Annotated in this window: 14 protein-coding genes; all 14 read right to left on the bottom strand. The window is 45.6% G+C overall.

Annotated elements, in window-relative coordinates; all coding sequences use genetic code 11:
* Positions 1-29: 29 nt before the first annotated feature.
* Complete coding sequence (devC, locus tag AC1F2U_RS07575) at positions 30-1223, bottom strand: ABC transporter permease DevC (protein ID WP_480260550.1); 1194 nt, start codon at positions 1221-1223, stop codon at positions 30-32.
* A complete protein-coding gene (gene devC, locus AC1F2U_RS07570; protein ID WP_480260549.1) occupies positions 1213-2373 on the bottom strand; it encodes an ABC transporter permease DevC in 1161 nt (386 codons plus the stop codon). The genes devC (AC1F2U_RS07575) and devC (AC1F2U_RS07570) overlap by 11 nt, the downstream gene beginning before the upstream one ends.
* Positions 2374-2458: 85 nt before the next feature.
* Positions 2459-3613, bottom strand: a complete 1155-nt coding sequence (locus AC1F2U_RS07565) for a hypothetical protein (protein WP_480260548.1) — start codon at positions 3611-3613, stop codon at positions 2459-2461.
* Positions 3614-3635: 22 nt separating this feature from the next.
* Positions 3636-5054 carry a lipase family protein gene (locus AC1F2U_RS07560; RefSeq protein ID WP_480260547.1) on the bottom strand — a complete coding sequence of 473 codons (1419 nt, stop codon included), beginning with the start codon at positions 5052-5054 and terminating at the stop codon, positions 3636-3638.
* A 302-nt stretch (positions 5055-5356) separates the two neighbouring features.
* Positions 5357-8281: an AMP-binding protein gene (locus AC1F2U_RS07555; protein ID WP_480260546.1), complete on the bottom strand. Its 2925-nt coding sequence runs from the start codon at positions 8279-8281 to the stop codon at positions 5357-5359.
* 62 nt (positions 8282-8343) lie between these two features.
* A complete protein-coding gene (locus AC1F2U_RS07550; protein WP_480260545.1) occupies positions 8344-10536 on the bottom strand; it encodes a type I polyketide synthase in 2193 nt (730 codons plus the stop codon).
* Positions 10533-11636, bottom strand: a complete 1104-nt coding sequence (locus tag AC1F2U_RS07545) for a radical SAM protein (RefSeq protein WP_480260544.1) — start codon at positions 11634-11636, stop codon at positions 10533-10535. Before AC1F2U_RS07545 ends, AC1F2U_RS07550 begins: the two co-directional genes overlap by 4 nt.
* A 59-nt stretch (positions 11637-11695) precedes the next feature.
* Positions 11696-12796 (bottom strand): radical SAM protein, encoded by a 1101-nt coding sequence (locus tag AC1F2U_RS07540; protein WP_480260543.1) that lies wholly within the window; start codon positions 12794-12796, stop codon positions 11696-11698.
* A 212-nt stretch (positions 12797-13008) separates the two neighbouring features.
* Positions 13009-13281, bottom strand: a complete 273-nt coding sequence (locus tag AC1F2U_RS07535) for a phosphopantetheine-binding protein (RefSeq protein WP_480260542.1) — start codon at positions 13279-13281, stop codon at positions 13009-13011.
* Between the two features lie 36 nt (positions 13282-13317).
* On the bottom strand, positions 13318-14061 hold the full coding sequence (locus AC1F2U_RS07530; RefSeq protein WP_480260541.1) for a polyketide synthase: 744 nt from the start codon (positions 14059-14061) through the stop codon (positions 13318-13320).
* A complete protein-coding gene (locus AC1F2U_RS07525; protein WP_480260540.1) occupies positions 14054-14854 on the bottom strand; it encodes an enoyl-CoA hydratase/isomerase family protein in 801 nt (266 codons plus the stop codon). Before AC1F2U_RS07525 ends, AC1F2U_RS07530 begins: the two co-directional genes overlap by 8 nt.
* Entirely contained in the window at positions 14845-16065 is a 1221-nt protein-coding gene (locus AC1F2U_RS07520) for a hydroxymethylglutaryl-CoA synthase family protein (RefSeq protein ID WP_480260539.1), read from the bottom strand. The genes AC1F2U_RS07525 and AC1F2U_RS07520 overlap by 10 nt, the downstream gene beginning before the upstream one ends.
* Positions 16066-16122: 57 nt before the next feature.
* Complete coding sequence (locus tag AC1F2U_RS07515; protein WP_480260538.1) at positions 16123-18903, bottom strand: type I polyketide synthase; 2781 nt, start codon at positions 18901-18903, stop codon at positions 16123-16125.
* Entirely contained in the window at positions 18900-25352 is a 6453-nt protein-coding gene (locus AC1F2U_RS07510; RefSeq protein ID WP_480260537.1) for a beta-ketoacyl synthase N-terminal-like domain-containing protein, read from the bottom strand. Before AC1F2U_RS07510 ends, AC1F2U_RS07515 begins: the two co-directional genes overlap by 4 nt.
* Positions 25353-25709: the final 357 nt, after the last annotated feature.

Here is a 25709-nt window from a genome sequence, read left to right as displayed (position 1 = left end):
TTTAAATCAACATCTATTCAAAATTTTTATTAATAAATATCAGCCGGATCTATCTTTTGCAGCTTTCTGGTTGCTATCAATCCAGAAATAACACACATTAAAACCGTTAAACATAGCACAAAGCTGATAACGTTAAAATTCATCTCTAATTGCAGCCCTGTAGCTGTAGTAATTAACTGATAAAAAATAAAGCTTAAGCAAAAACCCGGAAAAAAACCAAAAAAGGAAAGAATGATAGATTGGAGAAAAACAATACTAACAAGATAAAAATTAGAATGGCCAATGGCTTTCAAAGTGCCATATTGAGGTAGATTATCTGCAACATTACTATAGATAATGTTGTAAACTACGACAATACCAACCACAAAACCGATGATTGTTCCTAGTCCAAAAATAGCCCCAATTCCAGATGATTGCGTCCAATAATCTAGTTCTTTGGCAATAAAATGTTGTTTTGTGTAAACAACTATATCAGATGGTAAAGATTGATTCAAAAACTTTTCTAGGCGATCGCTATTCGTTCCTGGAGTCACTTTGATTAGACCAATATCAACGTCATTAAGCGATGAACGAAGCTTGGAATCAATGCCAGAAGGTCTAGTTGCAAAGATTCTTAGAAAATTAAGATCGCTGATAATTAAATTACCATCAGTTACAAAGTCAGCACCCAGTTCAAAGGTTCCAATTACTTTGACTTGGACACCAGAAAGCTCAGTTGTCAAACCCGGTTGCATAGAACCATAATCTTTGCGAGACTTGCTATCGGCCAATAGAGTGTTGGGCATTTTCAGGGCGAGTTCAGCCGCTTGAATCTCAGGTAAGAGAAAAACAGGATCGTCTAGATTAAATGCAAACACTCGGATAGACCTCTCCTCAGCAGTTCCAAAACGTCTCCAACTACCAAGAGTCATATAAAGTGGATAAGCTGCTGCAACGCCTTCAAATTGTCTAGCTTGATATAATCGACTTCGATTAAAAGTTTCGTCAATAACGGTAACATAGCGTCGCTGACTGAGCATGATTAAATCAGCATTGAATACCTGAATAAACGCAACGTTACTATTCAACATTGCATTCTGAAATCCGAGTTGGGAAAACATCAGAAAAACCGCAAACGCGATCGCAGCTAATGCTGTGAAAAACTGCGATCGTTGCTGGAGTAGGTTGCGCCAAGAAAGGGACAACTTAAAGAAGGCAACTCGAACCTTTTTCCTAGAAAACATCAGCGGGATCTGCAACTAACACTTTGCGAGCAACAACCAGTCCAGACGCACTACATGTCACAATCGTCAGAGCAAACACGAATAACATCCGACTAACAGTCATGGCGACTGGTAGTCTTGTGGCAATAAAAATGGCATGGTACATACCCAAAGCCAGAAGGCAACCGGGAATAAACCCCAACGTCGCCAGGACGATCGCTTGCTGAATAACCACCGTCAACAAATGCAGATTAGTATATCCAATGGCTTTTAAGGTTGCGTACTCATGCAAGCGTTCACTGACATCAGAACTCAGGACTTGATACACAATGGCAGTCGCAACTAGAAAAGCCATAATCACGGCAACACCAATGATATAACCGAGCGAAGTAGACTTAATCCAATATTCCCGATCTCTGGACATCGCTTCCTGACGACTGAATACTTTAATCGTTGCTGGCATAATTTGGCGCAAGTTTTGCACCACTTCATCAACATTTACACCAGGCTCAACTTTCAGCAAACCCAGACTTATATCATCCAGCGATCGCCCCGGATTAAGACGAATAAAATTTTGATCGCTAACAATCGCAGTACCATCAGCACGAATGCTGTTATTTAAGCTAAACAGCCCCACAATCTCAACTTGTCGTCTGCTCAGTTCACTTTTGAGACCCACTTCTCTCGGCCCAAATTCAGAACGTGAGAGGCTATTCATTAACAAGGTATCTTGGCGTTGCAGAGCTGGTAAAGACTGATAAACTTCTGGCACGCGAAACACAGCATCTCGATAATTAAACCCCAAAACCAAAAGCGCTCGTATTCGCTTTGTTTCTACATTGCGCCACGAGCCAAATGCCAGATAAAGTGGTCTGGCAGCAGCAACGCCATTCATCCCTCCCGCCTGATACAAATAACGTCGGGAAAAGGGTGGAACATAGGTGGACTCCGGCGACTTGGATGAAATCAATACAATGTCAAAATCGAGGCTCTCGTAGAGAAGCGTCGCTGCCTTCATCACTCCGCTAAAGGTTCCAAGTTGCATAAATACTAAGGAAACTGCAAAGCTGATGGCTGAAACTCCCACGCCTAAGCGAACTTTACTCTGCATTAAGTTACGCCATGCCAACGGGGGCCCTTTCCAGTGTTTGCGGTGCTGACGTTTAGTCACATTCCCTGACTCCTGATAATTTAGACATCTGCAAAAATTGTTAAAGTCTAAGTTCCCTGTTCTCTTTTGAAAAACGTTTAGCGAATTAATTTAAATCAATCTCAGTATCTACTTGCAGATTACTTAGATCGGAGACAAGTTTGCTTCGATCTAAGCGGATTTTCACTTCTACCACTCGGACATCTGATTTTGCTGTCGGATCGTCCCCAATAATGTCGTTTTTGAACACCAGTTGACCAATTTTTGTGACAGTGCCAGTCATTTTTTCTTCAAAAACCGGACTGGTAATCGTTGCTCGCTGTCCGACCTTAATCAACTTAACGTCTGTTTCAAACACCTCTGCTACTACATACATATTACGTGTGTTGCCCAGAGCGAGAAGGCCGCGATCGGAAATCACTTCCCCAGCCTGGGTGTTAATCTTCAGGACTTGACCGTTTTTAGGCGCACGGATAATAGTTTGCTCTAACTGTGCCTGGGCCAGTTTTAAATTTTGGATGGCTGAAGTCAACCCACTATGGCTAGCGACTCGCTTTAAATTCATCTCTGAGCGTTTGAGGTTCTCTTGAGCTACTTTGATATCCTCTGTGCGGGCCGTGGTTAATTGAGCTAACTTGGCTCTGACTTGACTTAAATTCTCCTGCGTTTGTGCAACCAGTAACTTCCTAATCTCATAATCTTCTTTAGGAACTGCACCTTCAGCATAAAGTTTTGCATAGCGATCGCGGATGAGAATTGCTTGATGCAACTCTGCTTGCGATCGGCGAATAGCAGCCTCTTGAGAGCTAATTTCTTGCAAACGAGGAGTAGAAATCTGATTAATCTGTGCTTGTGCCTGACTAATCTCAATTTTATTGAGGGAGCTATCTGTTTGTATCTGTTTTTGCACCTCCTCTAACTGGCTAGCAACCAAATTTCGTTTAGCCAGCATTTCTTGGTGACTTTTAAGATAAGCCAAAACTTGTCCGGCTTTAACCCAATCACCCTCAGAAACTTTTAATTTATCAATCTGTGCCCCCACCGGAACTGCAACCTTGGTAATCTCCCCCTCTGGTTCCAACCGTCCCAATGCCAAGACTTTTGTTTTTTCAGGGGGCAACGATAACGAAGATGACGAGGCCTTGTTAGCGGATGACTGGCTAGATACTTTAAACAGAAAAACGTATCCAGCCCCGATACTTAAGGCCAGTAGACCAGCAAAGATACTAAGATTGCGAGCAGTAACAGTAGGGGTCATCATAAGTAGTAAAAGTTACCAGTTCTTATTCGTTCTTCAAGTTCAGCCCCGATCGCTGAATTTCGCTTTTAAGTTCGTCTACAGATTGCTTGAGATTCAGAATTTCTTCAGATGTCTGTTCTTTAACTCCCCGTATTTGTTCTTCAGTGGTCATCACAATCCCAGCTTCCTGTTCCTGGAGCATTTCTTGTAAAAAGATGCTGAGAATTCCTCTAATCGGTTGCCACAACTGATGCCACCGTTTTTTGTCTTCTTGCAGCAGTTGAATGTATGTATCGAAGCTGTGAGGGAAAGGAATACCTCCCATAAATTCTGCTGCTCCCCCAAAATTCAGAGAGACACCGTGATTTCCCAGTCCGATTACGTGATGAACTTCTCCCACATGTTCGTAATTGCCTAAGTAAAGTTCCCCCACTCTTAAGCCATTGCCAGCAACCATACTTAAAGGGAAAGGAAGGCTAAAGGGTACCAGGGTAAACGGATCGAGTTGATTTTCGACGCGGTAACTAAATCCTTCTCCTAATTGTTCGTTGTAGTAATTGGCAAAATGCTGATTGCCAACTTTTACAGATCCAAAGGTGTATACTTTGACTCGTAAAGCTGACTCTCCTAAAGAACTAAAACGGCGTTTTAAGAACAGAGCGCCGAGTTGAGCTAAACCACCGCCCAAACTATGGCCCCCTACGTAAACCTCAAGGCGGCTGACGTTTTTAGGTATCTTAGATATAGAATTCAAGCTAGCACCAGCCTTGCGACTATTCGAGAATTCACTTACTTCTCTAGAGATGTCTTCAAAGTTCAAGAGTTCATCGCGGGCAAAACTCCAGGCTCGATTCAGGTTGCCGATCGCATCATAAGAGAAGACTTCCGAAATTAGTTTTTTTAATCGACGCTCAAAGGCCAGTCCGAATCGGATTCCTCCAGCCGCAGCAATGGCATGGGCAATGGCAATTTGTTTGCCAGGATTCAAGGTTTGAAATATCTCAAAATCTTGAGCATTAATTTGACCTAAGAGAACCTGAAAAAAGGCAGCAAGTTCATCTTTGATGGCTTCAAATCCTTCAAAAAATCCCCGTGCAACTTTGACTCGCGTATCTGGTAGAGAACCATAGTTAATTAATGACCAATTGAGATCGGTCAAAATATCCGTTAATTCAATTTGACCGCGATCGGTAACAATAGAGCCTCGAAAAATCACCGCAAATTGATTACTTTCTTCTCGTTTAAAAATGAAACCTCGGATATTATTTTCATTATTCTGCAAGCTATGAACTAATTTCCAGCCTTCATTCTTATACAGAGAGTTATAGATATCTTGGACTTCGGCATCTTCAACAGAGCCTCCTCCGACTTGAAATATTTCATAACTTCGTTTGGAGAACTTAGCCATTAAAATCGCTTCATCAAAGCTAAAACCACTGCGAAGCTTTAAAGGTATACTCATAATAAGTAGGTCGGTGTGAATATTGATGATTGGAATCGGGCAGAAGCCAGCTAGGCTAAAGGCAGAAGGAAAAAGAGTTTAAGGTATTTCATTTTTCTTTACATAGTTTGGTTTTTTGAAGTCGTTCTACTTATGTTTGAATTTTATCCTCTGAATATAGATAGGGACTTGATAGGATAATATCAGTTAGTGCTGTTTTATAACTATCAGTAATAAAATTGGAAAATTTGGTTATTATTTATTTTTATAAATCTCCTGACAGTATTATCAAGCTAATAGAAGACTGCTAGAAAAGGCAAAATCTACAACACCTCCATCTTTTGAACCTGCACGCGATCGAGACAAGCTTTTAGCTTTTCGGCAAGTACCTCTACATGGGGTGGGAGAACTAAATTCAGATGGTTTCCCGAAATTTGATGAATTTCAACTCCGCCGATTGCTAGATCGCCCCAGCCAAGGGTTGCGTCTTGGGGATTTTTTCCAGTTTGTTTGCTCGTCCGAAAGAGTGTAACTTTACCTGGATAAGGTTGCGGCTTGTATTTGAGGAGGGCTGAGTTGTTAGCTTGCATGACTTGGAATAGCCGTCGCGCAGCTGGTTGAAAAAGCTTACTCAGCCTGGACTGGTGGGCGACAACCTTAGCTATACTTCCTGGCTCAACCAAAAAATGCAATGGCTTTGAGGTCTTAGTTCCAATCTGTTGGGTGAGTTGTCGTTCTTCGACAGCAGTCAGAAAATGATCCACTGTTTCATCCAGATAAGGGCCAAGATTGCGAAGCACGGAATTCACCAGAAATTTAGCCATCTGGAAGAAATTCTGAGTGCGATTGTCGCAAAAAGCGGGAGTATCAATCAGTGCTAGTAAGACAATGGTCTGCCCTGCTTGCTGTAGCTGTTGGGCCATTTCAAATGCCACCAACGCACCAAAAGACCAACCTCCTAAACAATAGGGGCCTTCTGGCTGCACCTGTTGTATACCGTGGATGTACTCAGTAGCAATGTCTTCTATACAATCTTTTGATTTGCCTTCGCCAGTAATCCCCGCAGATTGTAGCCCATAGAAAGGTTGCTCTTGACCCAATAACTCTGCCAGGTCGGAATAAACGGAAGCGACACCCATCACCGGATGAATGCAGAAGAAGGGTAGCTTTTCACCTTGCTGCTGAGAATTGACTCCAGTCAATTGTCTGAGAATTTGAGCAGCGAGATTTCTGATGGTCACACCTTCGAGAAACTTGACCACAGGAACATTCACCCCTAGATCGACTTCGATTTGATGTTTAATCTCGATTGCAGCCAAAGAGTCGAGGCCTAGCTGATGCAAGGGTTGTTGGGGATGGAGTTTCGCCAAGTCAACTTTCAGTCCCCTTGCTAGTTTTGCTTGAATGTAAGACTCTAAGTGCTGCTGTCTTTCTCTGGGAGCGATCGCTAACAGTTCTGCTGCTGTGAGTTTATATTCGCTATCGCCGCCATCCCATTGGGGCAAGATGTCAGCAGCAATGATGTCCAAATTCCCTGTTTGAAATCCATTGCGGCAAGCAGTACGGGAAATCTTACCACTTGAAGTTTTGGGAATGCTGGCAGTCTTGAGCAGCAACACTGCATAAACTGATAACTCATGAACCTGTGACACCGCTTGGCGAATTGCCGCGATCGCTTCATTTGGATTGAGCTTTCTTAAGTAGGTTCGCTCGATTTCTTGAGCAACGACGATTCTTTCTTCTCCTTCTACCTCAATGGCAAACACTGCTCCACAGCCTTTTCTGAGAGCCGAATGACTTTCCTGCACCGTCAGTTCAATGTCTTGAGGATAGTAATTGCAACCTCGAATCACAATTAAATCCTTGAGTCGTCCGGTAACAAATAATTCACCATTATGCAAAAATCCCAGGTCGCCCGTTCGCAGAAACGAACCCCCGCCTGTATCGTCTAAACAGGCATAGAATGTTTCTTGCGTCTCTTGGGGTTTCTGCCAGTAGCCTTGAGCAATACTCGCTCCTGTAACCCAAATTTCTCCAACTGTACCATCTGGACATCTCTTGAAAGATTGCGGATTGGCGATCGCAATTGTTTGACCTAACCCCGTCCTCCCCTGCCCAACAATCTTGATACTATTCTGCTGTTGCTCTGCACACAGCGCAACTTGGTTTTGTTCGAGAGCAGCACTTTCTACATTACACACCGTTGGGTAGCACTCTTTTACCCCTCCGGAAATCAACAATGTGCCTTCAGCCATCCCATAGCAAGGATAAAAAGCTTCAGGGCGAAAGCCATAAGGCTCAAACTTGGTAGCAAATCGCTCTAGTGTTTGGGCACGAACTGGTTCGGCACCATTGAAAGCAACTTTCCAACTACTCAGATCAAGACCTACTAATTGTTCTGGCTGAATCTTCTGCACGCACAAGTCATAGGCAAAATTCGGCCCGCCGCTAATCGTCGCTTGATAGCGGGAAATTGCTTCTAACCAACGATAGGGCTTCTGCAAAAATGCAACGGGCGACATCAAAATTATTGAAGAACCGACGTAGAGGGGTTGGAGGATGCCGCCGATTAAGCCCATATCATGATAAGGGGGCAGCCAGGATACGCCTAAGTGGTTGGGAGCAGTTTGGAAAAGCTGATGAATCAGTTCTAAATTGTGTAGTAAGTTGCCATGACTGACCATAACCCCCTTCGGCGTACCGGTTGAGCCAGAGGTGTATTGCAAAAATGCGATCGCGTTTGGATCGAGTACGAGTTCGTGCCATAACTCTGCTTGCTGATTAGAAATTGTGTCTGTAGTTAAAATCTGTTTTGTGGTCAGGTCTGGATGATGCGTAAACTGAGTAGCGATGGTAGCGAGTAGGGAGGTTGTAGTTAGGGCAACCCTAGCCTGGGCATCTGCCATAATTGCCATCAGCCTAGAGATGGACTGATTTTGTCGAGGCGGATAAGCAGGAACGGCGATCGCACCAGCATATAAGCAGCCAAAGAAGGCGGTAATGAAATCAAGACCAGGCGGGTAGAGAAGCAGGACACGTTCATGCTTGGCACTGACAGTTTGCAGTTGCACCGCGATCGCTCGTGCCGATAGATCCAGTTCTCGATATGTGAGATTAATTACTTCCTGTTCTCCATCCACCACAAAACTATAGGCGAGGCGATCGGGCTGTTGTTCGGCGCGATAACGCGTCAACTCTACTAAATTTTTGATTGACAAACTGGATGTTAACAATTCATTGAATGCCATATTCAGCCCTCTCCAAAACCCGATCTGCTTTTGCTTGTACTCGTCTCAATACCGAACTGAGGCTAAAGTGTTAACTCCTCTATTTCCTCAACAAAATTAGCAATCTGAATAGTTGGGATCAAATTTTTCAAGATTAGTTGTTCGTGGCAAGCTTGAGCTAATTCCGCAATGCTAGGACTAGCAATAAACTGTTCGATTGGCAGTTCAATCTTTAAATTGGTGACAATGTGATTTCTCAGACTCACAGCCATTAGAGAATCGATGCCCATACTACTAAGTGGCTTTTGGACATCAAGGTGAACAGGCTCACACTCTAAGGCTTGGAGAATTTGTGCTTGAATATAAGTGCTTAATAAATCGGTGCGTTGGCTATTTGCCGCTACTGACCATTGCTTGATAATATCAACCCCAGAGTCGTTGAATATAACCGCACTAGAGGCTTGGGCAGTATTAGATTCTCCTAATCTATCTTGCCGTGAGGCTTCTGATTCCTGCCAGTAACGCTGTCGTTGCCACGGATAGGACGGCAAACGCACAAAACAACCACCATTAGGATAAAGAGCGTTCCAATCAATTGCATCTTCCAGGGTATAGCGCTCTGCTAAGGAATTCAGCATTTGAGCGCATTCACTACCAGAATTTTCCTCTACTCTACTGCTTTTTTGTGGCTCTACATAGCCTGAAAACATGGAGGGACGGCTTTCTTGTGTGAGAAAACCCACTAAATGCTCGGCAAGTTGTTTCTTAGAATCAACCACCATTGCCAAACGGTGGGAGTGATGGCTGCGGCGCAAACTAGTTGTGTAGCAAATGTCTGCCAAGGAAATTCCGGCGCTAGAATCCTGCGTTAAAAACTCAATATAAGCTTTAGCAAAGGCTTTCAGAGCCTCTGGGCTACGAGCTGACATTAAAAACAGTTGTGGTTGGTTAGCGATCGCAATATCACTTGGCAAGGATTCTACACCTTGCATAATCACATGAACATTCGTGCCCCCCAGGCCAAAACCATTCACACTGACGATCGGTGGTTGATTATCCTTATTTGTTAGTGGTTCTAAGGATTGTGGCACCCGCAACCGTAGTTCTTGCCAAGGAATTTTGGGATTGGGGGTTTGAAAATGGAGATTGGGTGGAATCTGACGATGGTTAACCGCCAACGCAGCTTTAATGAGTCCGCCAATGCCGGCAGCCGCTTCCATGTGTCCAATATTTGTTTTCACAGATCCGATGGCGCATTCATTGCCCAAAGAGCGATCGCTGCCGATGACAGCCCCGATCGCTTTGGCTTCAATCTCATCCCCCATCGGCGAACCGGAACCTTGAGTTTCTACATACTGCACCTGCTGAGGGAGAATTCCTGCCCGCTGATAGGCTTTTTGCATGACTGCCTGCTGCGCCAAAGCTTCGGGGGCTGTAAAACTGCTGCCGCGACCATTCTGGCTGACAGCACTGCTGCGGATCGTTGCATAAATAGCATCACCGTCAGCGAGGGCATGGGATAGCGACTTCAGAACAACAACCCCCACCCCTTCAGCCCGAACAAAACCATCTGCTGCGGCATCAAAACTCTTGCAACGGCCATCCGCAGACAGCAAAAATGCCTTACTCATGGCGATGCTGATTTCTGGCTTAAACATGACATTGACCCCACCTGCTAGGGCAAGGCTACATTCCCCATTCCAGAGACTAGAGCAAGCAAAGTGAACGGCGACTAATGATGAGGCACACCCAGCGTCAATCGGCAGACTGGGGCCTGTGAAGTCAAAGCAGTAGGAAATGCGATTTGGTACCAAGTTGAGGTTTGAGCTAACTATACTATGGGCATTAATCGCATCGCGATTGCGCTCATCCATTTGAATGTAACTGTAATCCCGGTTAAGCACCCCAATAAAAACTCCGGTATCACTGCCAGCCAGATGTTCCGGCACTTGTCCAGCATCCTCCAATGCCTCCCACGCCGTTTCTAACAAGAGTCGTTGTTGAGGGTCAATCCGAGCCGCCTCAGCGCCGGAAATCCCAAAGAATTTGGCATCAAACTGGTCTATTTGGTCGAGAAACCCACCCCAACGGCTGTACATTTTACCTGGTTCTACCGGATCGGGATGATAAAATTTGTTGACGTTCCAGCGATCGCTAGGGATTTCTGTAATCCCATCCCCGCTATGACGCAACAGGTTCCAGAAGCTAGCTGGGCTTTGGACACCTCCAGGAAAGCGACAACCAATACCAACGATCGCGATCGGTTCTTGATTCATATCCCACTCACTCGCCGATGAATTTCAGGCAAAAGCTGAACGCCAGATTCAAAATCAATAGCTCTGGCACCCAAGTAAAACACGTACATTGTCGTCAGCCAGTTGGTAAATTCCTGCTTAGAACCTAAGTGCCGCTCCAGATTCAGCATAATCCAGCCCATCTGCGACCAGGTTTGGTAACAGGTTGAGCAATCGGGATGTTCGCTGGTGCAGCATGTCCTGGTTGATTTGCCATCAGGATTGTAAGCACGAAAGTGAAGATTATAGGGTTTCCCATTTTTGAATCGGGCTGCATTCTCTGGGCGATTTTCACTAATGCTAGGACAGACATCATAGCCCCAGGTTTCGTCATACATTTGCCCTGTAGTAAATACTTGATTCATGTACGAGGTCATCAAGATGCGATCGGGATAGCGGGCAATCATTCGGTCGATTTCATGACGCACATCTGCAAACCCTTGTTCATTATCATAAACACCTCCTAATCCTGCCTTATCCCCGTAAAAGTTAAACATTACGCAATTGCCGTTTTCGACACATTGTTCAACAACCCGTTCGATTTCATGGGCGTTACCAGCGGTCGTTGTGTAGTACCAAAACGCTCTGCGATCGTCTTTGTAATTTTTGAGAGCCTTGCTGAAAACATCTAATTTGCCTCCTCCCCGCAGCTTTTTATCGGTTTCGCGATCGCCCCAAAGCGAAACACCAATAGCTGTATTTTCAAATCCCTCATAAGGAATTTTGATCGTTCCGTTTGTGACAACAATCATCCAAAAATTTTGCGCCAGCTTTCGCAATCGATCCAGCACTAGGGTAGGCTCACCCCCAACTGCCGTAATGTAATTGGTGCCCCTAGCTTTTTCTTGTGCAATTAATGCCTCAAATTCAGCATCATCTTTGGGTGCTGCATTTTGATCCAGGTCGTCAGTGAAAAAACAACAACCCTCACACCGCAGATTACATAGATGAGTTAAGTCTACGGAGATTCCTTTAATGGCACCCGCTTTTCTAATCTGTGCGAACAGGTGATACAGAAAGGGGTCTTCTAAATACTCCATTAAGGGATCTTGTACCTCAGTTTCTATTACCTGAGTAGCCATAGCAATTTATTTCCTTTGCGAAAAACTGACCAATATAGAAACGAATCGATCGTCAGTGATTAACAATTTGCTCGTTGATGAATTTCAGGCAAAAGCTGCACACCGGATTCAAAGTCAACCATGCGACACATCAGGTAAAACAGGTATGTTGTAGTGAGCCAGTTAGTAAATTCTTGTTTGGAACCGAGGTGTTGTTCCAAATTGATCGCGATCCAACCAATCTGCGCCCAAGTTTGGTAACAGGTTGAGCAATCCTGATTATCACCTGTGCAACAACGCCGAGTTGATTTCAGATCGGGATTATAAGCGCGATAATGGGGGTTATAACGTTTGCCATTTTTAATGCGGTTTTGATTAATTTCATGATCCACAGTGAGACTGGTGCAAACCTCATAACCCCAGGTTTCATCGTAAAGTTGCCGCGTGGTAAACACGTTGCTCATGTACGATGTCATGAAAATCTTGTCAGGGTAGCGGGCGATCGCTTTGTCAATTTCACGTCGCACATCTGCAAACCCTAGATTGCGATCGTAAACTCCTCTTAAGTTCATGCGATCGCTGTAAAAGTTAAACACGACGCGATTACCGTTGGCTACGCACTGCTCGACAACGCTAGCGATTTCATGGGCGTTACCCGGTGTGGTAGTGTAATACCAAATAGCACGCGGATCGTCTTTGTAGTTTTTTAAAGCTTTGCTGAAAACATCGAGTTTGCCACCCCCTCGGAGTGTCTTGTCAGTTTCGCGATCGCCCCAAAGAGAGATAGCGATCGGCATTGTTTCAAATCCCTCATAAGGGATTTTGATCAGGGCGTTGGTCACAACCATTAACCGAAAATTCTGGTAAAGCTTCTGCAATCGCTCTAGCATCAGGCTGGGTTCTCCCCCAACCACTGTAATAAAATTTGTTCCTCTGCCCTTTTCTTGGGCAATAAATGCATCAAATTCGGCTTCATCTTTAGGTGCTTTGAATTGATCCAATTCATCTAAAAAGAAATAGCATCCCTGACACCGAAGATTGCACGCATGGGTTAAATCAACTGATATCCCTCTAATTTGTTCAGCTTTTCTGATTTGTTTAAAAAGGTGATTTAAAAACGGATCTTCCAAGTATTCAATTAATGAATCTTGAACATCGGACTCGACAACTTGAGTAACCATTTCCACCTGCTTTTATAAAAAGGATTGGGGACTGTCTAAAGAGCAGAAAATCGTCCTTGCTTCAATCCCACGTTTTTAAGCGTGGGTTCATCCTGACTTGAAAAAGGGTGTAGGGTGTAGGGTGTGGGGTGTGGGGTGTAGGGGATATTCCTTTTTCATGCATGGTTGTGAAAATTGTTTCATTGAGACTGCCTCCTTCACCAACCGCCCTTTTATTGCGTAACTTTAACTTCTTGAGAAGCTTCGTCTTTAAACTTGGCAAACAGTTCCACCAAGTCATCGATTGTCTTAAAGCTAGAAACTTCTGTTCTAGGAATTTTAATTTTGAGTTCTCGCATACAAGCAGAAACAATTTCTACACCGTCAAGACTGCTGGCTCCATATTCTCCGATGGTTTTATGCGGATCTATTTCAACATTTTCCAGTCCATCTACGTTGAGCTTGATATGTTTAATTACGACATTTAATACTTGCTCTCGATCCATGATGTTTTGTCTCCTATATTGAAAATCAAAAAAAATCTAGGATAAATAGGCCGCTTCGATGTGTGCTAATGTACCTGGAACCCCAAAACAGATTTTGTGCATTAGGTGTTCGCGGGACAATGCTGCTTGGAGAGCTTGACGCCGAGGCAATGACAAGGTGTCTTTTACCATCTCCAAAACATGTCTGGGTTTTTCAGCGATTCTCCGTGCCATATCTAAGGCTAAAGTCATAACTTCTTCAGTTGGAACTATGTAGTTAAATAAACCTCGTCCCTTGAGTTCTTTGCCTTTGTAGAGCTTGGCGGTAAGGAGCATCTCGCTAGCAAAGTGATGTCCAACCATTGCAGGTAAGACAGATGAGATACCCATTCCAGGAGTAAATCCCAAATCTGTAAAATTAACTCCGTACCGACTGTTTTCGGATGCGATCGCCATATCGCAGTAGAGTGCTAACGCTAGTCCACCTCCCACAGCATGACCCTGCAAAGCTGCAATAATTGGTACGGGAAAGCTAAGTAGTTGGTTGGGCAGTGATAAATCTTTGACATCTGCATTGCCACTCACAACTTGTTTGATGGTGTCCAAGCTTGCTCCCGCACAGAAGACATCCGATCGCCCACTCAAAATCAAGACTTTCAGGCTCGGTTTTGTCGCTAGATGAGTCAGGGCTGTCATTAATTCATCACACAGTTCTTCGCTCAAACGATTTTCGTTTTCAGGGTCATCGATTTGCAGTTGGAAGATGCCGTCTTCTAGGTTGCCGAGCAAAACTTTAGACATGGGTTTTTCCCCTGTACTTTTGAAACCAAGGTGGCGAGAATCCCTCGGTGAAACTTTCAATTCCTTCTAAGGTCTCCGGTTGTGCTAACCATGAAACAAGTTGATTAAGAGCAATATTGGTTTGTCGCTGCAAATCTGACCCATAAAGTTGTTCAAAATATTGTTTACTTGCAGCGATCGCTTCTGGAGAAGAACGAAACAGCCGTTGTAATTGTCGGTTCAAGGTAGTAGCCATGCCTTCAGTTGCCACTTCATCTACTAACCCAAATGCTTTGGCTTCTAGGCTGTTAATTCCCCGACTGCTGAGGGTTAAATACTTAAGCTGTGCTATGGTCAGACGACGCAGTAAGAAGGGTGCAATCAGAGCCGGAATCATTCCAATGATGACTTCTGGCAACATCAATATTACGTTCTCGTTGGCAATGACCAGATCGCAAGCCGCAACTAAACCTAGTCCTCCACCTGTAACATTACTTTCAACGCAGGCGATTACAGGCAAGTGGGAATGACAAATTAATTGCAGACAATTTATAAAGGCTTGAAACAGTTCTATTTGAGGTTTTCCTCCCTGCTGTAATATCCATTCCAAGTCAAGTCCTTTGCAGAAGTCAGTTCCCTCAGCCCGAAGCACGATCGCCCGACAAGATGAATCGGCGATCGCAGCTTGTAACGCTTGACTAAGTTGATTAATTAAAGATGGATTGAGTACATTACCTGTTTGGGGCTGCACCAAGGCAATCTGGGCAACTCCTGAATCGATTTTATAGCGGATGGTCTCTACTATTAACTCCATTTATATTGCCTATAGTAATTTTCAACATTGCTTAACACAAGTAAACCTCGGCCTTTATAGCGTTTTTCATAGCGTTCATCTAAATAGTTTTCTAAGTTAAAGTCTCGGCGATCGCTATATTTTTCACGGGTCAATTCACTAGCTTCATAATCTGCAACAGATAAACGAAGTCGCTGATTAAGATGTTCGTCAATGTTGAGCGATCGGACAATTTCAGTTGCAGCCTTTCCAATAGTGGCGCTGTAGAATTCTGCTTGGCAGCCACCACCATAGGCAAATAGGGAAATGCGATCGCCCGGACTCAGATCCTTGGCGTAATTTAAAAGACTTAACAAACAAATGAAATTGGAACCCCCATACGAACTACCAATTTGTTGAGCAAAGTGTATACTCTCTGCAACTTTTGATTGAAAACTTAACTTAGCAGCCGCTTTCCCTACCGCTTCAAATCGGTTGAGTATGGTGCGATGTGCCTGAAACGTCATTGCTGGAAAGGGTGCATGATAAATGTGTTTTTTGAAATCAGCATCATAGTCTACAGAACCCACGATTTGCTCGTAGTGACTGAATGCTCCCTCCAAAGCATCTAAATAAGAGTAAAGACTCGTTTCACTTTTGATTACTTCGATGTTGAAAGTGGGGCGCAGGTAGTCAGAAATCTCCTTTGTCCAGTAACCCGCCTTATCCAATTCAATTTCGAGAATTTGTGGATTAGTACTAACGAGCATCGCTACTGCACCACCTCCGCAGATAAATTCCTGGTCAGTATTGAGCGTGACGCTGCTGAAGTCCGTGTTAATTACCAATGCTTTTTTCCCAGGTCTAGCCCCTGAAGCTACCCACGAAGCGGCCATTTTGAATGCCGCAGTGCCACCGTAACAGGCATGTTTCACCTCGAAGTTACGGCAATTAGGAGACAAATTACAAAACCGATGTACCCAGGTGGACAGGGATTTGCCACAATCAACCGCAGATTCTGTACCAACAATTAGTAGTTCAATGTCTTCTAGGTCTTGAGGTGATAAGAGTTGTTTGGCTGCATTCACCGCCAGAGTAATAGCATCTTCATAGACTGGATAAACCGATCGCGTTTTGCACATTAAACTATCGGCAATCTGCTGAAAGTTTTTACCACGCGCTTCGGCAAGATCGGCAATATCTAGATAGAACTGCCCTGAGTACAGATTGAGTTTCTCGATTCCTATAGGCATAGAATGTTGGCTAATTGCTGACAGGGAACAGTGGGATATTTTTTATTTGGGATTCCCTCAAAGGGAGTCAATCCAACAGCGTTGACGCTGGAAAGGATAAGTGGGCAGAGCAACTCGTTGTCTGGGAGAATCTCTATGAAATTCTGCCCAATTAATGTTTATACCCTTCATGTATAAGGTAGCTAGGCTGTCGAGGAGCGATCGCCAGTCATCATGCCCTTGTCTTAAAGAAGACAACCAAGCGGCAGTATTTTTAGGTAGACAGCGCTTACCCATACTTGCCAGAGTATCTGTTGGCCCAATCTCCAGGAAAATCTCATACCCTGCCTCTGCTAAGGTCTGGATACCTCCATCGAAACGCACGGGCGATCGCAGTTGGGAGCGCCAGTAGTTGGCATCTAGTACCCCTGGCTCGAATTCTCCCGAGAGATGAGAGATAAACGGTAGACAAGGGCGATGAAACTGCATTTTCCTCAAAGTCTGCTCAAAGGCATTTTGGATGGGGTCTACTAAGGGTGAGTGAAATGCGTGGGCAACATTCAACTCGCGAGTCATAATGAAATCCGATTCCAGACGGGCGATTGCTGCTGAAACCGCTTGTCTATCCCCCGCAATCACAGTTTGGCTGGGGCCGTTAAAGGCAGCAATGGCAACAGCATCTTGGTATGATGCGATCGCCTCTTCTACAATCTCCTTAGCTGCAAACACCGCCACCATTTGCCCTTCTCTGGGCTGTGTTGCCATCAGTCGTCCGGGTTCGGCGCTCAAGTACAGTCCTTCCTCCAAGCTGAATACACCTGTCACACAAGCAGCTACATACTCTCCGACGCTATGACCCATCACCGCATCGGGTTCAATTCCCCATGACTGCCACAATTTCACTAAGGCATACTCTACGGCAAATAGAGCAGGTTGGGCATAGGCAGTTTCATCTAGAAGATAAGGCGCTGAGTTTCTTTCCCCTAATGGATACAGTACTTCCAGCAGTGGCCGATCCAAATAAGAGCGTAAGATGCGATCGCAATCATCTAAGGCGGCACGGAAAATAGGTTGGCTGTTGTAAAGTTCCCATCCCATACCAACGTATTGCGAACCCTGTCCAGCAAACAAAAATGCAATCTTCGGTCTATTCTCCGGCTGTAGCCGTCCTGTTGTCTGTTTGCTAGTGGCGAATGTCCTCAGTTGGGAGATTAAATGAGGTAAATCGCCTGATGAAATGATGGCATGACGATAGTTAAAATGTGACCGACCGATATTAGTTGTAAAACAGATATCAGGAATCGATTGAGAAGCATGGTTTTCTAAACTATCTGCATAGTAACTTGCTAGTTCCCGTAACGCTATCTCAGTTTTTGCCGAAAGCGTCAACAGCGATTTGATATGTGAAGCTACTCCCTGCCCCTCTGCCCCCCTGCCCCTCTGCTCCCCTGCCCCTCTGCTCCCCTGCCCCCCTGCCCCTCTGCCCTCCTCTGCTGCTTCCAGTACTACATGAGCATTAGTGCCGCCAAAGCCAAAGGAATTAACGCCAGCAAACCGAGGCTTGATATCTATCGGACGAGCGATTGTAGGAATCAAGAATGGTGTTGACTTGATGTCAATATGAGGATTGATGGTTTTGAAATGGGGATGAGGGGGAATTGCTCCTTGTTGCAAACAGAGGACAGTTTTGATGAATGCGGCAATTCCACCAGCAGCTTCTAGATTGCCAATATTAGTTTTCACAGAACCAAGTCCGCAGGGTTGGTCAAGGGTTCGCCCCTGTCCTAGTACCCCTAAGATTGCTTGTAGCTCAATGGCATCACCCATTGGAGTACCCGTACCATGTGCCTCAACATAATCAATTTCATGGGATGCCACCTTCGCATTTGCCAGTGCTTGCCGAATCACTGCTTGTTGAGCCAATCCATTTGGTGCTGTTAGGCCAACACTGCGACCGTTGTGATTCACGGCGCTTCCCCGCAGTAACGCTAGAATGCGATCGCCATCTTTAACTGCATCTGAAAGACGCTTCAGGATAACTACTCCACATCCTTCTCCTCGGACGTAGCCATCGGCTGTAGCATCAAAGCTTTTGCAACGTCCATCAGATGACATCATTCCAGCCTGAGAAAAGGTAATATTCACCTCCGGTAACAACATAATATTCACACCGCCCACCAATGCGAGATTTGACTCTCGATGCCGCAGACTTAGGCAAGCGGTATGAATGGCAACCAGGGACGACGAACAAGCAGTGTCGATTGTGACGCTAGGGCCTCGCACATCCAAAAAGTAGGACAGGCGATTTGCCGCCATACTATTGGCAATTCCAGTTCCGGCTCTAGTGGGAATTGCGGTCATGGCTTTGTAATAATCACAAGTGGCAATTCCCACAAACACACCAGTCTGAGAACCAGCTAATTGTAAGGGGTCGTATCCAGCGTTTTCTAATGCCTCCCAACTTACTTCCAATAGCAGTCGTTGTTGGGGGTCAATACTAGCTGCTTCGCTTACGGAAATTCCGAAAAAGGCAGGATCGAATTGATTGATATTTGCTAAAAAGCCACCCCAACGGGTGTTAGTTTTGTCATAACTACTTAGATCGGGATCGTAGTAAGCATCTACATCCCAGCGATCGCTAGGGACTTCGGCGATCGCATCACCACCATTTTTGCATAACAGCCATAACTCCTCTGGAGAGTTAACTCCTCCAGGAAAGCGGCAACCAATACCGATAACTGCAATGTGTTCAGTTGCAGCATGTTCGAGGGTATTGAGCTTTGCTTGTAGGGCCGATAGCTCCAGCAATGCGCTCTGCATCAATTGTCCATAATCTCTGGTTTCTGAAGGACGACTCATAGCAGTTTTCCCTCTCTGATTGATGCTAGTTTTGCAGCCAGCAAATCTGCAATTTCGTCAAGCGATTGGTCGGGTGATGACAATTTCACTCTCTTTTGTAATGATTCTTGCAGTGAGGCTTGTTGCTCTAAATCTGAGTTAGAGGCTGATTCTTGTGGTTCTAAGAGCGACAACACTTGCGTTTCTATATAATTTGCCAACGCTGCCACCGTCGGATAATCAAATAGTGTGGTTGGGGAAAGGGAACAGCCTAAACTATTTTGCAATTGCTCTTTCAACTCCGTAGCAGTTAATGAATCCATCCCTAATTCAAAGAACCCTTGCTGCAAACCGATGGAATGGGGTTGCTTTAAGCCTAAAACTTTGGCTACTAGTGAGCGGACATGAGCTACTAATTCCTCCTGTCGCACTCGTACAGGCTTGGTTACTAGCGATTGGAGAAATGTTGATTGTGGCGTGTTGATGGTGGCAGCAATGGGCGATGGAAGATGATTGTGGTTAACTGGGTTATTGCTGCTTATGCTCTGAGCCAGGATGACAATCTGTTGGAATGAATCGCCGATCGCTTCGCAATCAGGCGCAAGATGCACAGCCTCTTGAAACCCACAATCAGACAACAATTCCAGCCAGTCAGTCACTGCTAACAAAGGGTAGAATGGTCGCAGATCGTAGTCTGAGAATTTCCACCACCCTGGCGTTAATCCAAAGACCAAATCTAACCAGCGTCGGGGACTTGTTCCCTCTAGCAACACTAATAATCCTCCCGGTGCTAATAGGCTGCGAACGTGACGTAAGGTTTGCTGTAAATCCTCGGTTGCGTGCAGGACATTTGCTGCCACAATGATGTCGTATTGATGGTTAGTAAATCCCTGAGATTGGGGGTCTTGTTCGATGTCTAAAGACTGATAGCGGACAAATGGGTAATCTCGGAATTTCTCTTGAGCCTTGGAAGTGAACCACGTTCCTAAGTCTGTGAAGACATATTCAGTTCGATCTGCTGGGAGATGAGGTAGGAGGTAAGCAGTTGTTCCGCCAGTTCCGGCTCCAATTTCCAAAATACGTACTGTAGCAGTGGAAATCGCGGTTGAGATTGCCTTTTGGACTAGCGCGTTCATCACATTTGCGCCGGGAGAATCCTGGTAAAGCTGGGTTAATGCTGTCAAATCGCCTTGGGGAAATAGCAACTCCAGTGGGCGAGTTTCACCTTGGAGTACTTGAGCCAGGTGCGAACCGCAACGCTCTAGCAGTGTCAGTTCTGCATTTGCTTGGGGATATTGCGATCGCAGTTTATGCAGTTGCGCTTCTGGTGTGGGTAACTCTAGTATTCGAGTTACTTCCCACTGATTACCAATTCGCTGAAGCATCCCCTCTTCAACCAGCATTTCTAACAGGCGCAAAGCGAGTTTCTGATGTTGCTCAATGACTCCTAGTTTGGTGAGTTGGGGGATGGAATAGCGATCGCCTAGCTGCAAATTCCACCCCATCTGCCGGAATGCCGCCACCACATAAAGGATACTTAGGGATTCCAAATTACTTAGGGCTTCCCCATAGTGTTTGAGACTGAGTTGGGCTGTCAATTCAGCCAACTGGGGCATGAGCAAACGCTTGATTTCTGCTGGCGGGCAGAGCGATTCTCTAGCAGTCACGTCACTAGATGCAGTTTCCATCCAGAAGCGCGATCGCTCAAAGGGATAATTGGGCAACACTACCCGACGATGTTGAGAGTCATGATGGCAGCCTACCCAATCAACTGATATTCCAGACTCGTACAAAGTTGCCAAACTGCACAACATCTGCTGTGAATTCGATTCCTTTTTGAGGCTGGGAAGCCAGATATTTTCCCTACCCGATAAGCACTGGCGACCCATTCCCAACAAAATCGGTTGCGGCCCTACTTCCAAATACGCTAATGCTCCCAGTTCTGCTAGAGTTGCCATTCCATCAGCAAACCGGACTGGCTGCGTTACATGTTTTACCCAATATTCAGGCGTGGCGATCTCTGCTTTTGCGAGTTTACCTGTGAGATTAGAAATAAAGCGAATATCGGGGTTTGGCGCACAGTAGTTTACTTGCTGGACAATTTGCTCAAACTCCGCCAGCATGGGTTCCATCAATGGCGAATGAAAAGCATGGGAAACCTCAAGTGGTTTTGTTTTCACTCCCTTTGCCTCTAACCTGGCCACAGCTGATGTAATAGATTGAGATCCACCTGAGATTATCAGATGTGCGCCGTTCATTGCTGCGATCGCCACATCCGAATACTCATCGATGATGCTCGATACTTCTTGCGACTGGGCAAAAACCGCTACCATTGCTCCCACAGACGGTAATGCTTGCATCAGTTTCCCCCGTGCGGCAATCAACTTCAGTCCATCTTCCAGACTGAACACTCCTGCTACACAAGCAGCAACATACTCGCCGATACTGTGTCCCATCACCACACTCGGTTTGATTCCCCAGGACTGCCATAGCTTAGACAATGCATATTCCAATGCAAATAAAGCAGGTTGGGTATAGGCGGTTTCGTTAATAGAAGCTTGAGTTGGGTTGTCTAACTCACTCGTAGGATATAGAACCTCTAACAGAGGTTGATTTAAGTATGGCTGTAGGATTTCAGCACAGCGTTCTATAGCTTGCCGGAAAACGGGTTGCGTGTTGTAAAGTTCCCGCCCCATACCGATATATTGCGAACCTTGACCAGTGAACAGGAAAGCAACTCCCTGACAACGATCGCCTGTTCTAGAAGGCGGTGAGTCATTAATGAACGCTGCGAGTTCCTCCCGAAGTTGCTCGGAGGATTCTGCAACCAGAGCTAGCCGATGGTTAAAATGCGATCGCCCGACATTGCTCGTATAACAAATATCCCCCAGAGCTACTTCTGAATGAAGCTCCAGAAACGCCACATACCGCCGAGCTAATTCCCGTAACGCTATTTCACTTTTTGCCGAAAGCGTCAGCACAGATTGGAGATGGAAATTTATTTCCCTGCCCCCCTGCTCCCCTGCCCCCCTGCCCCTCTGCCCCCCTGCCCCTCCGCCCTCTTCCGGCGCTTCCTCAAGAACAACATGGGCATTCGTACCGCCGAAGCCAAAGGAACTTACTCCTGCAAAACGTTGCTCTCCAACAGCGGACCACTTCTGAGTTTCGCGGGGAATTGAAAAAGGCGTGTCTTGGATGGAAATCTTCGGATTTAGCTCCTTGAGATGAAGCGTACCGGGAATCTCTTGATGTTGCAAAGCCAGTACAACTTTAATTAACCCTGCAATTCCGGCTGCTGATTCTAAATGACCAATATTAGTCTTCACCGAACCGATCGCACAAGGTTGGTTTGGAGAACGACCTGACATCAACACTGATTGCAAAGAATTAACTTCAATCGGGTCGCCCAAGGCTGTACCTGTCCCATGAGCCTCAACATAGCTAATCGCTGCGGGTGCGACTCCAGCATTAACAAGCGCCTGATGGATAACAGCTTGTTGGGCAATTCCTCTAGGAGCAGTCAGCCCATTGCTGTGACCATCCTGATTGACTGCCGATCCGCGAATCAGCGCCAGGATATTATCCCCATCTTTGATGGCATCAGTCAAACGCTTCAGCACTACGATTCCACAACCTTCTCCCCGAACATAACCATCTGCATCCGCATCAAAGGTTTTACAGCGACCATCCCCTGACATGAATCTTGCTTGGGAGAGGGCGATTGTCATTTGGGGGGTGAGAATTAAATTAACACCACCTGCCAAAGCCAAGTCACATTCCCCTAAACGTAAACTCTGGCAAGCTTGGTGAACTGCAACCAGAGATGAAGAACAGGCAGTATCGACTGCCCAACTGGGGCCGTGCCAATCGAACTGATAGGATAGGCGGTTAGCAGCAATGCTCAGAGCGTTGCCTGTGCTGGCATAGACATCAATATCAGACAACCGATCAAACTGGAATCGAGCATAGTCATTGGTACTGATGCCGATAAATACACCACTGTTGCTGCCTGTCAAGCGATCGCTTGCTAATCCAGCATTTTCTAAAGCCTGCCAACTCACTTCTAATAACAGCCTTTGCTGCGGGTCCATCCGCTCGGCTTCACGAGGAGAAATGCCAAAAAACTGGGGGTCGAATTGGTCAACTTGCTCAATAAATCCACCCCAACGAGTACTCATTTTCCCTGGTTGGGCGGGGATTGGGTTATAGAAAAGATGGGAATCCCAACGATTAGCGGGAATTTGGTCAATGGCACTTTCACCATTTCGTAGTAATTGCCAAAAGGCTTCTGGGTTATTAGCTTTGGGAAAGCGGCAGTCAAGACCAATAATCGCGATCGCCTCGACAGATTTGAAATTTGGTGTAGGTTCTGGAGATTCTCGCCGTTGGGATAAAGTTTGTGTGAGATAGGCTGATAGAGTTGCGATCGTCGGGTAATCGTAAGCCAAAGTAGGCAACAACTGACAACCTAACCAATCTTCTAAATCTGCCGACAAACTCACTGCGGCAATCGAATCTAACCCGTAGTAAGCAAACGATTCACGCGGATCTATAGATTGGGGTGCAATGTTTTGTCGCTGAGAAATCTTATTTACCAACCAGTCTTGAATTTCCGCCGCCCCCTTGTCTCCTGATTTGCGACTTCTCAATTCTCCCTGCTCCCCTGCTCCCCTGCTCCCTTGCTCCCTTGCTCCCTTGCTCCCCTGCTCCCCTGCTCCCCTGCTCCCCTGCTCCCCTGCCTTCCTCCACTCTCCCACCACTTCCAAAGTCCCCGCCAAAAATCCTGCGCGAGTGGCATAGCGTTGAATCTTCCCACTGGAAGTCTTGGGGATACTGGCTGGTTTTAACAGCAAGACGGCATAAACTTCTAACTCGTGCTGTGTTGTTACTGCTTGTCGAATGGAGCCAATTACCTCACTTGCATCAAGCTTCCGCACAGCAGTTCGCTCTACTTCACACGCCACAACGAGTTGTTCTTCACCGTCTATCTCAATAGAAAATGCGGCTACTCCCTGCCTTCCCAAAGCCGAATGACTATTTGTAACTGTGAGTTCAATGTCTTGAGGATAATGATTGTGTCCTCGAATAATAATTAAATCCTTGAGTCTTCCGGTGATAAATAGCTCGCCATCTTGTAAAAAGCCTAAGTCTCCTGTACGGAGAAACGGGCCTTCCCCTGTATCTGCTAAATAAGCTGCAAAAGTGTATTTTGTGTTCTCAGGTTGCTGCCAATAGCCTTGGGTGACACTCGCTCCCGCTACCCAAATTTCACCGACTTCATCTGGTAAACATCGCGTCAATAATTCAGGATGAGCGATCGCAATTTGGGTATCGCCCTGCTGGCTATTGCCACATCCAACTAAAAGCCGCGCCTTGGAATTCTCTGCTGTTGCCAGCACTACCCGATTTTGTGCCAGTGCGGTTGCCTCTACCTCGATCGTTATTGGCTGAGTGTGTGCCTCTACGGTAGTCACTTTCAGCGTTGCCTCAGCTAGCCCGTATGCTGGACAAAAAGCTGTTTCTTGAAACCCACAGGAGGCAAATGCTTTGGCAAACCGTTGCAGCGTTTCTGCTTTGACTGGCTCGGCACCGTTGGAAGCAACTTGCCAAGAACTGAGATTTAAGCTAGCACGTTGTTCTGCGGTAATCTTCCGAAGGCATAGTTCATAGGCAAAGTTGGGTGCGCTGCTATGGGTTGCCTGATAGCGGGAAATAGCTTGCAGCCAGCGAATCGGACGCCCAATAAAGGACACGGGCGCCATGATATAGCTAGGAAAGCCGTAGTACAAAGGTTGGAGTACTCCATAAATTAGCCCCATGTCGTGAAAGAACGGAATCCACGTCACCATCACGCTATTAGCTGTGTGATTCCAACCTTGGTCAATGTAGGCTAAATTGTGCAGCAGATTGCTGTGGCTGACCATCACTCCTTTAGGCATTCCCGTAGAACCGGAGGTGTATTGCAGGAACGCTAAAGTATTTCCATCAATATTAGGTGCTTGCCATTCCTGTGCAATCGCATCAGAAATCGCATCGCTGGCTAACAGTTTTAGAGATGCTAGTTCTGGATTGTCTGCAAAGTAGTTCTTAACGATTGGCAATAGTGCTGTTGTTGTCAGGATGGCAGTTGCTTGGGCGTCGGAAACGATCGCACCCAACCTAGCAATCGACTGATTTTGCCGAGGGGGATAGGCAGGAATCGCGATCAGACCAGCATATAAGCAGCCGAAAAAGGCAGTAATAAATTCTAAACCAGGTGGGTAGAGCAGGAGTACGCGATCGCCTGGCTTTGCAAATGTTTGCAAGTAGGTAGCGATCGCTCTTGCCTCTTTATCCAATGCTCCATACGTGAGTCTACTTCCCTCAGATTCACCATCTACCAAAAAGGTATAGCCTAGCGTCTGAGGTTGCTGAATAGCTCTGTAGCGCAATACGTCTACTAGCGTCTCACTAGTATGTTGTTTTTCCATGCATGGCTACTCCTAAAACCTGGAAATTGTTCAGATGATCGCTAATCTCTAGCCCATTGACAAGCAAAACCAACATCTGCGAGTAAATGAAGGTATTAAAGATTTATCAGACTGATGAAGCCATCAGTTTGATAAATTTTGGTGTTCTCCGAAAAATTTTAGTGTTCTCCAAAAAATTTTGGTGTTCTCCGAGAAAATCTTGGTGTTCTCCGAGAAAATCTTGGTATTGTTTAGAATACCAAGATTTCACTTTTTATGCACAAACTTTATAAATTCTCAACTATTTAAGGGATGAGTTTTATATCAAAATAACTTAATAGTTAGCGCAGGAGACTTGTGGAATTTCTATCTAATTAG

It is taken from the genome of Nostoc sp. LEGE 12454 (genome assembly GCF_056620565.1).
This window is presented reverse-complemented; position numbering and strand designations above follow the sequence as displayed.